At 44.4% G+C, this 13,805-nt stretch carries 9 protein-coding genes, 1 CRISPR repeat array and 1 riboswitch; all 9 genes read left to right on the top strand.

Annotated features, from left to right (window positions below):
- Nucleotides 1-46: 46 nt before the first annotated feature.
- Nucleotides 47-2,407 carry a CRISPR-associated helicase Cas3' gene (cas3, locus tag OCV59_RS09490; protein WP_147594251.1) on the top strand — a complete coding sequence of 787 codons (2,361 nt, stop codon included), beginning with the start codon at nt 47-49 and terminating at the stop codon, nt 2,405-2,407.
- A gap of 18 nt (nt 2,408-2,425) precedes the next feature.
- Nucleotides 2,426-2,920 (top strand): CRISPR-associated protein Cas4, encoded by a 495-nt coding sequence (locus OCV59_RS09485; RefSeq protein ID WP_147594250.1) that lies wholly within the window; start codon nt 2,426-2,428, stop codon nt 2,918-2,920.
- A 17-nt stretch (nt 2,921-2,937) separates the two neighbouring features.
- Complete coding sequence (gene cas1b, locus OCV59_RS09480) at nt 2,938-3,930, top strand: type I-B CRISPR-associated endonuclease Cas1b (RefSeq protein ID WP_147594249.1); 993 nt, start codon at nt 2,938-2,940, stop codon at nt 3,928-3,930.
- A 3-nt stretch (nt 3,931-3,933) separates the two neighbouring features.
- Nucleotides 3,934-4,212, top strand: a complete 279-nt coding sequence (gene cas2, locus OCV59_RS09475) for a CRISPR-associated endonuclease Cas2 (RefSeq protein WP_147594248.1) — start codon at nt 3,934-3,936, stop codon at nt 4,210-4,212.
- Between the two features lie 188 nt (nt 4,213-4,400).
- A CRISPR array of direct repeats spans nt 4,401-6,944; the repeat unit is 30 nt; unit sequence GATTTAATAGATACATTGTGGAATGTAAAG.
- Between the two features lie 814 nt (nt 6,945-7,758).
- Nucleotides 7,759-8,298 (top strand): nitroreductase family protein, encoded by a 540-nt coding sequence (locus tag OCV59_RS09470; protein WP_147594247.1) that lies wholly within the window; start codon nt 7,759-7,761, stop codon nt 8,296-8,298.
- 152 nt (nt 8,299-8,450) lie between these two features.
- Nucleotides 8,451-10,292: a DNA helicase RecQ gene (gene recQ / locus OCV59_RS09465; protein WP_147594246.1), complete on the top strand. Its 1,842-nt coding sequence runs from the start codon at nt 8,451-8,453 to the stop codon at nt 10,290-10,292.
- A gap of 137 nt (nt 10,293-10,429) precedes the next feature.
- Nucleotides 10,430-11,785, top strand: a complete 1,356-nt coding sequence (locus OCV59_RS09460; protein ID WP_147594245.1) for a pyruvate carboxylase subunit B — start codon at nt 10,430-10,432, stop codon at nt 11,783-11,785.
- Nucleotides 11,786-11,912: 127 nt separating this feature from the next.
- Nucleotides 11,913-12,036: riboswitch (molybdenum cofactor riboswitch) on the top strand.
- A gap of 185 nt (nt 12,037-12,221) precedes the next feature.
- The gene (locus tag OCV59_RS09455; protein ID WP_147594244.1) at nt 12,222-13,088 is read left to right on the top strand and encodes a substrate-binding domain-containing protein; all 867 of its coding nucleotides are present in this window, start codon (nt 12,222-12,224) and stop codon (nt 13,086-13,088) included.
- A 17-nt stretch (nt 13,089-13,105) separates the two neighbouring features.
- Complete coding sequence (locus OCV59_RS09450) at nt 13,106-13,801, top strand: ABC transporter permease (RefSeq protein ID WP_147594243.1); 696 nt, start codon at nt 13,106-13,108, stop codon at nt 13,799-13,801.
- Nucleotides 13,802-13,805 lie beyond the last annotated feature (4 nt).

Below are 13,805 nucleotides of genomic sequence, written 5' to 3'. Positions count from 1 at the left end.
AGAAGTCAGAACCGCAGGCAACTTCTGAAAGGAGGTCGGGGATCATATGGAGTATTATGCAAAATCAGAAGAACGGAGCATTACCGGCAAGGAGAAAGACACTTTTTTGAAATCAGTGCGTGAGCTTAAGGAAGTATTGCATGGCGAACTGGCTGACTGGGAACTTGCTGCGATAGATAATGCAGCTCAGAAAGTGAAAGCCGGAAAAAACGGGCCGCAGAAACTGTTAAAAGATCACCTTGATGAAACAGTGAAATGTGCTGAAGGATTCTTTGTCGACCATGGAAAATATTTTTCGGAAAAAGAAATAAAACTGATCATAGCGGCCTGCAGATATCATGATATAGGCAAGGCAAACGAAGTTTTTCAGGATAGGATTACTGATAACGAGAAATTGAAGGGCGTGCGGCAGATGCCGCATGGTCACCTGAGTGCACTGTCGGTTTCGTGGAATGATTTCAAGGATATAGATGAGCGCTTCACGGAGGATGATTTCAAGGTGTTCATTACTGCTGTTTATCATCACCACACAAGAGATGATGAATATAAAGCTAAAGATATTAATGGGTATGCGGAAAAATATTACAACAAATCCGTCAGAGAGTTCCTTGATGACGATAAGTGGGAGTTTTCTGTTGGAAACATTCGGAAGGTCATATTCAGATTGAATCAGCAATGCCGGAATTCAGATGTAGATGATGAAATATGGCGCGAGTATATCCTGGTGAAGGGTATGCTGAACAAATTTGACTGGTCCGTGAGCGCCGGGTACAGTGAAGCGGAGCAGCATCCCGATCTGATAGAAAAGAAGCTGAAATCAAGTATCGAAAAAAGCCTGGACGGTAATCTTAGACCAGCGCAGGAATACATGCGTGAGCATTCTGAGGATAACCTGGTAGTGATAGCACCGACAGGATCCGGTAAAACAGAAGCGGCGCTTTTATGGCTCGATGGCGAAAAAGGTTTTTACACGCTTCCGATGATGGTCTCGTCTGATGCGATATACGACAGGATACGTGAACGATATGAGTATAAAGAGGCGGCGCTTCTGCACTCGGGCAGCATGAAGAAATTCCTCAAAGAATCCTCTGAAAAGGGCGATGGCTACAGCCGCTATGAAAAGGCGAAGCTTCTGTCCGCACCATTGACAGTATGCACGGTGGATCAGCTGTTCAAATTCTCGTATAAAGCCGCAGGCACTGAAATATTTGCGGCGACGCTCAAATATTCAAAGGTGGTAATCGACGAGATACAGTCGTATTCTCCGCGCGTAGTTGCAGCGCTGATATACGGGCTAAAAACAATATCAGAGATGGGCGGGCGGTTTGCGATAATAACAGCGACTTTCCCGCCGGTGCTGAAAAAACTTATGGAAGAGCACGGACTGCGCTTTGGTGAAGAGTGCTATCTGCAGGATTTTTCAGGTGAATCAGAGCTGAAGAGGCATATCGTATCTGTGACAGACGGTGAAATGGATATCAATGAGATACTGGAAAGCGCACACGGCAGGAAAGTGCTTGTGATATGCAATACAGTGCGCAAAGCCCAGAGGGTCTATGACTCGCTGCGAGAAATGAATAGCAATGTAAAGCTGCTGCACGCAGGTTTTATCAGAAAGCATCGTGACTTGCTTGAGAAAAGCATAATGGACTTTTCTGTGCAGGAAGGCGCGGAAGGCATCTGGGTGACTACGCAGATCGTGGAGGCCAGTCTCGATATAGATTTTGATATTTTGTATACGGAGATGTGCCCGATCGACAGCCTGCTGCAGCGCATGGGCCGCTGCAACCGTTCTGGCAGATACTTCCCTGAACATCCTAATATCATAGTGCATGATACGAAAAACGGCAGAAAAACGATATACGACGAGGTGATCTATGACGAGTCACTGCACTGTATCAGAAAAATTACCGGCGAGGTGCTTTCCGAGAAAATGAAAACAGAATGCGTGAACGAAGTTTATGGTTCGCCCGAAATAGAAAACAGCAATTATTATAAAGAAATAAAGGATATGCTCCGACATTTCGAAACTATATTATTTGCTGAATACAGCAAAAGTGAAGCGGATGACAGCTTTCGAAAGATAAGAAACACGACTGTTATGCCTGACAGCATATACCAGAAGGAACATGAAATGATACGTGTATGTAGCAATATTTTGTGTGGTGCGAATATAGGTACAGAAATAAAAGCTGTACTCAACTCAAAGCTGGATGCGCTTACTCTCAATGTAGCCTCGTATGACAAGAGGTACAGGAACGCGATGGATAAAGAGCCGATCAAGGGGACTTTCATACACAGGATAGATGAAAATTGCGCTGAATACGATTTCGATGAGGAAACGCTGAGTGGTAAAGGCCTCTTCATCAAGGCTGAAGAACAGCAGGAAACGTTTATGATATGCTGATCTGCAGGAGAGTTGCTTATGGAAGAAAGAATCACAGGAATGATGATATATTATCATTTTGTCTGTAAGAGAAAGCTGTGGTATTTTTGCCACGAGATAAACATGGAGAATGAAAATGAAGATGTGATGCTTGGAAAACTGCTGGATGAAAACAGTTACAGGCGTGATGAAAAACATATAAACATAGACAATGTGATAAATATAGATTTCATAAAAGGACACCGTGAACTGCATGAAATAAAAAAGAGCAGATCGATAGAGGAAGCGGGGATCTGGCAGGTCAAATATTATCTGTACTATCTTGCACAGCGAGGGCTTAGAGATATGAAAGCAAGGATAGATTATCCTCTGCTGAAACAGAATCTGACTGTAGAACTGCTGTCTGAGGATGAACATGAACTCGAATGCATCATTGAAGAGATCAATAGGGTAAGGAAGCAGGAAATCCCACCTGATTTTTGCGAGAAAAAAATATGTCGAAAGTGTGCATACCATGATCTGTGCTTTATTTGACCGGAAAGGAGGACCTGATGAAACAGAGTTTTTATGTCTACAGCAGTGGAGATCTGAAGCGTAAAGACAACACACTGCAGTTTACGACATATGAAGGAGAAAAACGTGACATGCCGGTTGAACGTATTTCTGATATATATGTCATGTCGGAGATGACGTTCAATACGAATTTTATCAATTATATATCAAAGTACGGGATACCGATGCATTTCTTCAATCACTACAGTTTCTATACAGGGAGCTACTACCCTAGAGAAAGTCTGCTGGCAGGACAGATGCTGGTCAGACAGGTGGAACATTACACGGATGACAGTAAGCGGCTCGTGATCGCCAGGAAATTCATAGAAGCCGCGGCAGACAATATATATCGTAATTTGCGCTATTATAACGGAAGAGGAAAAGATGTATCGCTTTACATGAGAGAGATAGACAGCCTGAGGCGTGGGATATCGTCTGCGAAAAAGATCGATGAGCTCATGGGGATCGAAGGGAATATACGCAAAAGCTATTATTCGGCATGGAATATCATAGTGGATCAGGACATCCGGTTTGAAAAAAGAGTGATGCATCCGCCGGACAATATGATCAATTCACTGATTTCGTACGTGAATTCTTTGATATACACGAAGGCTTTAAGTGAAATATATAAAACTCAGCTCGATCCGACGATAAGCTATCTGCATGAACCGGGAGTGCGCAGGTATTCGCTTTGCCTGGATCTGACCGAGGTCTTCAAGCCTCTGATAGGTGACCGGTTGATTTTTTCGCTCCTGAACAGGAGGCAGATAACAGAGGGCAGCTTTACAAAAGAACTAAACTTCATGCATCTGAAGCAGGATGCCTCGAGGCTGATAGTTTCTGAGTTTGAAAACCGGCTGAAGAAGACGATCATGCACAGGGAGCTCGGGCGGAAAGTTTCGTATCAGTATCTGATGCGTCTGGAAGCTTACAAGCTGATAAAGCATCTGATCGGTGAAAAAGAGTATGAAGGGTTCAGAATATGGTGGTGAAAAATGTATATTGTGCTGGTATATGATATAAGCAAGACGGATAACGGGCAGAAGAGGTGGTCGCGCATATTCAAGATATGCAAAAAATATCTGACGCATATCCAGAATTCGGTTTTTGAAGGCGAGCTGTCAAAGGTCCAGCTGGAAAAGCTCAGGCAGGAACTGAAGCCGCATGTTGACACCTCGCTGGACTCGATAATACTGTTCAAAAGCCGGCAGGAAAGATGGCTGGACAAGGAATTCTGGGGCATCGAAGATGACAAGACCAGTTTCTTAATTTGATCATTTACCTTTGTCGACTCCTGATAATGCAAAAAACGTAGCCAGTCGACAAACCCTGAAAAGCACACACTCCGGCAGCTTTTACCGTGATTTTCGCATACCAGTGAAGGCCAGGAAAATTTATTAATCAAGAGGTGGACAAAACATAGCTGGGAAGTACTATAATTAGAGAGGTTGAAGAGTACGGGGATTTAATAGATACATTGTGGAATGTAAAGGCACTTTCATGCAAAAATAACGAAATTTTCTTCTTGATTTAATAGATACATTGTGGAATGTAAAGCAGCTTCTTCCGTGCCGATCTGGTACGCGATCTGCTCGATTTAATAGATACATTGTGGAATGTAAAGCGGCGATTATCAATGAGGGCGCGTTCGTGGACAAGATTTAATAGATACATTGTGGAATGTAAAGGCGGCTTTGACGTATTTTTCAAAGCACCTGCCGAGCGATTTAATAGATACATTGTGGAATGTAAAGTTTGTTGCGGCGTTGTCGGTTTGCTTTCCACTTTTCAGATTTAATAGATACATTGTGGAATGTAAAGCCTCTTTTATTTCCGGCAGGCCGGCGATAGATGTCAGATTTAATAGATACATTGTGGAATGTAAAGTAGATTTCAGAGAGTTTGACACGCAAGTGTTCAAGGGATTTAATAGATACATTGTGGAATGTAAAGGCACTGAAAAAAATGCTAAAAGACATTAAGGGCGGCAGATTTAATAGATACATTGTGGAATGTAAAGTAAAAGAAAACATCGATACGGAGAGCCCTCTGGGCAGATTTAATAGATACATTGTGGAATGTAAAGACAGCAGCGGCCGGTTTTGGTGTCGTCATAAATAGAGATTTAATAGATACATTGTGGAATGTAAAGGCGTTCCGGTTGCCGGCGTTCCCTGGATCACGTGCCAGATTTAATAGATACATTGTGGAATGTAAAGTTTGTTGCGGCGTTGTCGGTTTGCTTTCCACTTTTCAGATTTAATAGATACATTGTGGAATGTAAAGTGGAAAAATATGCACGCGGAATAAATTCGGGGAAAAGATTTAATAGATACATTGTGGAATGTAAAGCTGCAGCGATGACCAGCGTTGCAACGACGCATATTGATTTAATAGATACATTGTGGAATGTAAAGCTGAAAGACAAATTTATTTGATCTTCGAACCTCGTGCAGATTTAATAGATACATTGTGGAATGTAAAGGCGGAAAACTGGCGCGTGTGCGCAGGAAAGCACGAGATTTAATAGATACATTGTGGAATGTAAAGTTTTTCTGCAGCTGCGCGATGATGTTTCCGGCTGTAGATTTAATAGATACATTGTGGAATGTAAAGGCTGTACCGTCTTCTGATGCTACAGCATTAAAATCGATTTAATAGATACATTGTGGAATGTAAAGGCAGATCGCCATGATAGCGTCCGTGGTGATATTCATGATTTAATAGATACATTGTGGAATGTAAAGAAGAGGAGATGATCGAACCGGGAACAGAGCAACTGAAGATTTAATAGATACATTGTGGAATGTAAAGTCAGAATTTAAAATGATCGTGTATGGTCCGTGCGTAAGATTTAATAGATACATTGTGGAATGTAAAGAAGAGGAGATGATCGAACCGGGAACAGAGCAACTGAGATTTAATAGATACATTGTGGAATGTAAAGGTCGTCACGAACCGTCATTCCCGCAAGCCAGTTTAAGATTTAATAGATACATTGTGGAATGTAAAGGCAATAACGGTCCTTGTGTTTTCGAATGCAATACAGATTTAATAGATACATTGTGGAATGTAAAGGTTTTTCGATAGTCACAGATCCGGTGCCGTTTGCGGATTTAATAGATACATTGTGGAATGTAAAGCCGCCCCAAGCGAGCAGAAAGAAGAGCATCATCACCGATTTAATAGATACATTGTGGAATGTAAAGCAGATCCTGAACGACATTTGCGTTGATCAGAGCTCTGGATTTAATAGATACATTGTGGAATGTAAAGGCTTCGGCAGCGGATCATAGACATATTCGTTATTGGATTTAATAGATACATTGTGGAATGTAAAGAGAATGACATCGTAACGCGCGAGGGCAGAAACTACGATTTAATAGATACATTGTGGAATGTAAAGCACTGTTTTTGCTACGATGCATTCAGTGCGGTATTCGCGATTTAATAGATACATTGTGGAATGTAAAGGAGGGCGCGTCCGCAAATGATGAGCTGATAGGGTTCAGATTTAATAGATACATTGTGGAATGTAAAGAGACCCAGAACGGAGTAAATCATCTGATCTGTCTCGGGATTTAATAGATACATTGTGGAATGTAAAGTCATCCGGCAGCACGGACTGGAATGTAGAACACTACGGATTTAATAGATACATTGTGGAATGTAAAGGTTAAAAATCGTGAAATTTTTGCGCAAGGTACTGACGATTTAATAGATACATTGTGGAATGTAAAGAATGGTGTTTCTGATTTTTATGTTTTGTTGATTCCTGGATTTAATAGATACATTGTGGAATGTAAAGTTCTTTATCTTATGTCATTATTATAGCAAAAGGTATAGATTTAATAGATACATTGTGGAATGTAAAGAACGATGTAGCATGTACGACAATCGACGGAGACAAGATTTAATAGATACATTGTGGAATGTAAAGTAACAAGACCATGCTCAGTAAATGACTTAGTGAAGCGATTTAATAGATACATTGTGGAATGTAAAATGGCATATGGACGAAAGTCGGAAACACTTATTGATTAAGAGGTAAACAAAACACAGCCTGGAAGTGTTATAATTAGAGAGTTTGAAGAGGTTGGGGATTTAACAGTTACATCATAGAATGCAGAGACCTTTCAATTTATCTGTAACTTAAATTGAGGCTCTTTGATTTTGTGTAGAATACATTGTTTTTTAGTCTCAATACACAAACGCATTCTAGTCTGTGTATTTACAAAAGGATTTATTTTTTATTACACACAAATATAGAAAATATTGGATAAAAATGCGTTTTTGGCGCGTTTTTGATGTAATTTTTGATATATTATAGAAAATCGTGTGTAACTATTTTTGAAAGATCGCATATCATACACATTTTTAAGAGCGTTTGTGCAGGTATTTTTAAATGTGGCGGATAATACACAGATTTCGGGATTATACTGCGTCCACAAGTTCTGATACAACTTATGCAGTATGTGACTTTGGGATTTTTCCAGGCTATATCATTTTATCATTCTGATTTATAGTTCTGATCCAGATCGCTGTGAGTAACAGTCGTACATCACAGAAGTAAGTAGCCGTGCATCACAGAAATAAGAGGTGATCATGAAACGCGGAGGTGAGCCAAAATTATATAATTCGGTTTTCGATTGAAGCTTTTCGAGTTTGATAGTAAAATAAAAGCAGTCGATCGGCAGGAGCTTCCAGGCTGTCGTACATTTGCGTAAAAACAGGCAACAAGATGGATGATCTCATACTGTCCGTAAGGGGGTAAGGGATATTAACCATATTTATATTGTAATAGAAAAGAGGAGAAAATCATGGATCTGCTTGAAATAATGAGAAACCGCCGCAGTGTCAGGAAGTACACAGGCGAGCGTATAGATGATGAAAAGATAGAGAAAGTGCTTCAGGCCGGGATGCTTTCAGCATCGAGTAAGGGTCGCCGCCCATGGGAATTTATCGTGGTAAGAAGCAAGGAGACGCTGGAAAAGATGGCGCATTCCAGAGTGGCAGGTGCTGCCATGCTAAAAGGTGCAGATACGGCGATCGCAGTGATCGCTGATCCGGAAAAATGCGATGTCTGGGTCGAAGACTGCTCGATCGTGATGGCGAACATGCACCTGATGGCGGACAGTTTGGGGCTCGGCAGCTGCTGGATACAGGGGCGTTTGAGAATGGCATCAGATCAGCCGCCCGAAACGACTGAGAAATATCTCAGAAAACTGCTGGGATTCCCGGAAAGTTACCGGTTGGAAGCAATGCTGTCGCTTGGGGTGCCCGCATCGCATCCGGCACCGTATGATCTGCAGACCATCACTTCAGAAATGGCCGGCAAAATACACAGAGAGGTTTACTGAGCGGCCCGTGTCATCGCGCGGGTCTAGGTCAAGTCTGCGGGCTCACGCCTGTAGGCAAGCACTTGTATTCGCGCCCGCATACACAGCTGTGAAACTCGCAAAACACACTATCACACGTTAATCAGCACATATCAAGGATAACACGACGATACATGGACAGAAACAGGATACTAAAATCATATTACGGATTTGACACCTTCAAGGAAGGCCAGGCAGAGGTCATCGACAGCATCATGGCGGGCAGGGACGTCATGTGCATAATGCCGACGGGAGCCGGCAAGTCGGTCTGCTATCAGATCCCGGCACTCATGCAAAACGGCACGACGCTGGTCGTCTCGCCCCTCATATCGCTGATGAAGGATCAGGTCAGTGCGCTGTCACAGATGGATATAAAGGCGGCATACATCAACAGCTCCATGACCTCGCAGGAATACGGCAGGACGCTTTCAGCCATGAGCAGAGGCCTTTACAGGATAGTCTATGTCGCCCCGGAAAGACTGCACTCCGAGACCTTTGCAGAAATATGCAGAGAAATAGACATACCGTTCATCGCAGTGGATGAAGCCCACTGCATATCGCAGTGGGGCCAGGATTTCAGGCCCAGCTACCTCAGGATCGCGGAATTCGTCAGAGAACTGCCGGGCAGACCGGTTATCGGAGCATTTACAGCAACAGCCACCCCGGACGTGAAAGAAGACATAAAAACACTGCTCGAGCTGGACGAGCCGTTTTGCATAACGACCAGCTTCGACAGACCGAACCTGTCATTCACCGTGATACACCCTGACAACAAAGAACGGCAGCTCCTGAAGACCCTTGCAAAGCGCAGGGGGCAGACAGGCATAATCTACTGCACGAAGCGAAAGGACGTGGAGTCAGTCTGCGAACTACTGGAGTCCAAAGGCTTCGAGGCAACGAGATACCACGCAGGACTTTCCGACGAGGAACGAATCGCTAATCAGGACGATTTCATATACGACCGGCGAAAGATCATGGTCGCGACGAATGCATTCGGGATGGGCATCGACAAATCCGACGTTTCATTCGTGATACACTACAGCATGCCAAAGAACATCGAAAGCTACTATCAGGAAGCCGGCAGAGCCGGACGTGACGGCAGCAGAGCGGACTGCATACTTTTTTATTCACCTGGCGACGTGAACACGATAAAGTTTTTTATAGAAAATCCGGCGCAGAACGACGAGCTGAGCGATGATGAGATCGCGGAGATCAAGGAAAAAGACTACGAACGACTTAGGCAGATGGTGTTTTTTTCGACGACCAGAGACTGCCTGAGGGAGTTCATACTGAGATATTTCGGCGAGAAAGCGCCGCACTACTGCGGCAACTGCTCGAACTGCCTGACAGAATTCGAAAAGGTAGACTACACCGTGCCGGCGCAGATGATACTGTCGTGCATCTACCGCTGCGAGGAAAGATACGGCGTGATGATGATCGCTGACATCCTCAGGGGCAGCCGTAACCAGCGCGTGCTTTCGGCGGGGCTGGACAGACTGTCGACGTACGGGCTGCTGGCGGACACTCCGGTCAAGCGGATACGGCAGATGACGGATGCGCTGATAAGCGACGGGTTCCTGCGGGTCGATGACGGCGAATATCCTGTGCTCAGACTCACTGCAAAGTCTGCAGAGCTCCTGCGTGGTCAGGTCAGGGTCGAGACGGAGTTTGTGAAAGAATTCGCCGAGATACAGAGCGGACCGGCAGGCAGTCCGGGAGCAGGTGGACAGCCGGACGAGGTGCTTCTTGCAAAGCTCAAGAAACTGCGCCTTCAGATCGCCAGGACGAGCAGCGTGCCTGCATACGTCATATTCACGGACGCTTCGCTTACAGAAATGTGCATGTATATGCCGCAGACGAAGGCTGAGCTCCTTTGTGTAAAGGGTGTCGGTGACGCGAAGGCAGACAGATACGGGGAGAAGTTCCTGGAGGTTATCAGAGCGCATATCGGCGAAAATGAGAGCGCATCACATTGACACGCACAAAAATACATGCAAAAACCTGACATATGTTTAACAATGTAAGTTGCAAATATGGGTAAAATTTAGTAAACTGGTCTAAGCTGGATCAAAAATGAGCATAATCTACTAACTGGCTAAAAGGGAGAAATCATATGATTTTTATGAATAAAGGGAAAGTGAAATTCACAGAGACGATCCTTCGAGACGCGCATCAGTCGCTGATGGCGACAAGGATGAGGACCTCTGATATGCTGCCGATAGCATCAGTGCTGGACGAGATCGGATACGACTCGGTCGAGTGCTGGGGCGGCGCGACCTTTGACGTGTGCATGAGATATCTCAACGAAGATCCGTGGGAGAGACTCAGGCTGCTGCGCAGGAGATTCCGCAAGACGAAGCTGCAGATGCTCCTCAGAGGGCAGAACCTGCTCGGCTACAATCATTATCCGGACGATGTCGTGGACGCATTCATACGAAAATCCGTGGACAACGGCATAGACATTTTCCGTATATTCGATGCATTCAACGATACGAGGAATCTCGAGAGATCAGTCAATGCCGCGAAACAGGAAGGCGCGCACGTGCAGATGGCGATGTCATATACTGTCGGTAAAAAATATACATTGAAATACTGGAAGAAGCTCGCGAAGGATTTCGAGGAAATGGGCGCAGATTCGATATGCATCAAGGACATGGCAGGGCTGCTTATGCCTTATGATGCAGAGAAGCTGATAAAGATGCTCAAGAAGACCGTCGATGTGCCTATACAGCTGCATTCGCACTGCACCAGCGGAGTGGCTCCGATGACCTATCTCAAGGCCATAGATGCCGGATGCGACGGCATAGACACAGCGCTTTCACCGCTGGCGATGGGTACGAGCCAGCCTGCGACGGAAGTTATGTTCAAGACGCTGGAAATGGCAGGCAGGAACGTCGAGCTCAACGAAAAGGCTATGATCAAAGCGACCGAATACTTCAGAGAGTTCCGCAGACATGCCGAACAGAAGGGCATGATCGACATCAAGATGATGGACGTCGATACGGAAACGCTCAGATATCAGGTTCCCGGGGGCATGCTCTCGAACCTGTACGTGCAGATGAAGGATCAGAACATGGAAGACAGATTTTCGGACGTGCTCAAAGAAATACCTAAAGTGCGTGAAGATCTCGGTGAACCGCCTCTCGTGACGCCGTCATCGCAGATCGTTGGAACACAGGCAGTGTTCAACATCATGACAGGCGAACGCTACAAGATGGTCAGCAAGCAGACGAAAGCCATCCTCAAGGGCGAGTACGGCAGGACGATAAGACCGTTCAACAAGGCGATACAGAAAAAAGTGCTTGACGGAGAGGAGCCTATCGACTGCAGGCCGGCAGATCTACTTGCACCGGAATTCTTCAACAAGAAGAAGGAGCTCGGAGACAAGGCGCCGACAGAAGAGATACTGCTGGCATATATACTGTTCCCGCAGTCCGCAGAAGCGTTTTTCGGACAGCAGAAGTTCTGATTTTCGGGCGGCAGAATGACGACGAGTGCCGGAGAACACAGGATAATACGGTAAAATCGACACGATCGTACTGTGATAAAACACTTGTTGTTTGAACAACGTTATGGTATTATATAAACAGAATTTGACAAATGAATAATTCCGAATAAGTGTTTCTAAGGCTTGTATAAATGCTATGGAGTGCTTATCGATGGGTTTGTATGGAAACGTGCAGGCCTCCCATTATGGAAAGGAATGATGTAAAGATAATAAAAAAAAGAATTTTCATTCCGGAAAATTCTTTTTTTATTCTGGATGTTCTGCAGGCAGATAAAAGTGCTGCATTACGTTGTATTACATATGTTCCTTTTTTTGTGGGATTTATGTAGTAAGTATGTTGATATAAACAGCAGCTGCTGTTTATCAGATATTATTTATTCATAAAACGGAGGTAAGTATGAAAAAGAGAATTTTATCAGTATTTCTTGTTCTTGCAGTGGCACTGTCCATGACAGCGATACTGGCAGGATGCGGAAGTGACAAGAAGGATGAAGCAGAGAGCAAGGGAACTATAATCCTTGCGACTACTACCAGCACTAAAGACAGCGGTCTTCTGGATGAGATCCTGCCTGTATTCGAGGAGGAATCAGGTTACTCTGTAGACGTTGTCTCTGTGGGTTCCGGAGAGGCGATGACGATGGGAGAAAACGGAGAGGCAGATGTGCTGCTGGTGCACTCGCCGGCTGCTGAAAAAGAGTATGTAGAAGGCGGACATGCAGATGAGGACGGAAGAATGGACGTAATGTACAATGACTTTGTTGTTGTAGGTCCGGAAGCAGATCCTGCAGCTATCGGTGAAAATGCAAAAGATGACGCTGTTGCAGCATTTACAGCTATAATGGAACAGCAGCAGACATTTGTATCAAGAGCTGATGAATCAGGAACACATAAAAAAGAATTATCCATCTGGGAGAAAGCAGGTCTGACGCCGTCAGGTGACTGGTATGTTGAGGCTGCAGCAGGAATGGGCGATGTCATCACTATGACAGATGAAAAAGCAGGATATACACTTTCAGACAGAGCTACATGGCTCAATGTAGGCGGAGACACTGCACTCAAGATCGTATGCGAAAAGGATCCAAGCGGGGTGCTGAACAACCAGTATGGAGTTATATGTGTGAACCCTGATAAAAACGAAAACATCAATCATGATGGAGCAAAGGCATTCCAGAAATGGATCGTTTCAAAGGAAACACAGAAGCTGATCGGTGAATACGGTGTTGAAGAATATGGACAGGCGCTGTTCGTGCCGAACGCTAAATAGCAGAAAAGGTTTGAAATATGGATACTATTGGACAGGGAATAGCAGAAGCGGTACGGCTGATTTTTTCTGCAGATTCTGAGATATTTGAAATAGTAGGATTATCGCTTTACGTTTCATTTTCGTCAGTGATCATAGCCGCTGTAGCTGGGATCCCTGCGGGTATACTGATAGGGACATATGATTTCAAAGCAAAAGGGATAATAGTCAGGCTCATATATACATTTATGAGCCTGCCTCCCGTTATAGCGGGACTTACGGTTTTTCTGATACTTATGAGAAGAGGACCATTAGGCAGTCTGCAGCTGAATTATACTGTTCCGGCGATGATAATAGCGCAGATCTGTCTCGTTGTGCCTATTATAACGGGGCTTACATATAATATGGTGAAAGAAAAGGCGCAGATAGTTGATTCTCTGGGAAAAACACTTGGCGCCGGAAAAGTGCAGCGCCTGAAGCTTTTGATTTATGAAATGCGTGTAGGAATAACGACCGCAGTTGTTACAGGGTTCGGAAGAGCGATCTCCGAGGTCGGAGCAGTGATGATCGTCGGAGGGAATATAAAGGGCAAGACGCGTGTTATGACTACATATATTTCAGAGCTTAAAGGCATGGGGAATTATGACAGAGCGATAGCCGTTGGAATGATACTGCTGACGATTTCTTTTATAATAAATGCACTGCTGTATCATTTTCAGGAACGGGAGAGCAGGTGACATA

Source organism: Brotomerdimonas butyrica (genome assembly GCF_025567305.1).
Lineage (GTDB): Bacteria > Bacillota > Clostridia > Peptostreptococcales > Anaerovoracaceae > Lentihominibacter > Lentihominibacter butyricus.
This window is presented reverse-complemented; position numbering and strand designations above follow the sequence as displayed.

Coding starts and splice junctions, on each gene's coding strand:
- recQ (WP_147594246.1), top strand. CDS start 8,451: ATGGACAGAAACAGGATACTAAAATCATATTACGGATTTGACACCTTC.
- OCV59_RS09460 (WP_147594245.1), top strand. CDS start 10,430: ATGATTTTTATGAATAAAGGGAAAGTGAAATTCACAGAGACGATCCTT.
- cas2 (WP_147594248.1), top strand. CDS start 3,934: ATGTATATTGTGCTGGTATATGATATAAGCAAGACGGATAACGGGCAG.
- cas3 (WP_147594251.1), top strand. CDS start 47: ATGGAGTATTATGCAAAATCAGAAGAACGGAGCATTACCGGCAAGGAG.
- OCV59_RS09455 (WP_147594244.1), top strand. CDS start 12,222: ATGAAAAAGAGAATTTTATCAGTATTTCTTGTTCTTGCAGTGGCACTG.
- OCV59_RS09450 (WP_147594243.1), top strand. CDS start 13,106: ATGGATACTATTGGACAGGGAATAGCAGAAGCGGTACGGCTGATTTTT.
- OCV59_RS09485 (WP_147594250.1), top strand. CDS start 2,426: ATGGAAGAAAGAATCACAGGAATGATGATATATTATCATTTTGTCTGT.
- cas1b (WP_147594249.1), top strand. CDS start 2,938: ATGAAACAGAGTTTTTATGTCTACAGCAGTGGAGATCTGAAGCGTAAA.
- OCV59_RS09470 (WP_147594247.1), top strand. CDS start 7,759: ATGGATCTGCTTGAAATAATGAGAAACCGCCGCAGTGTCAGGAAGTAC.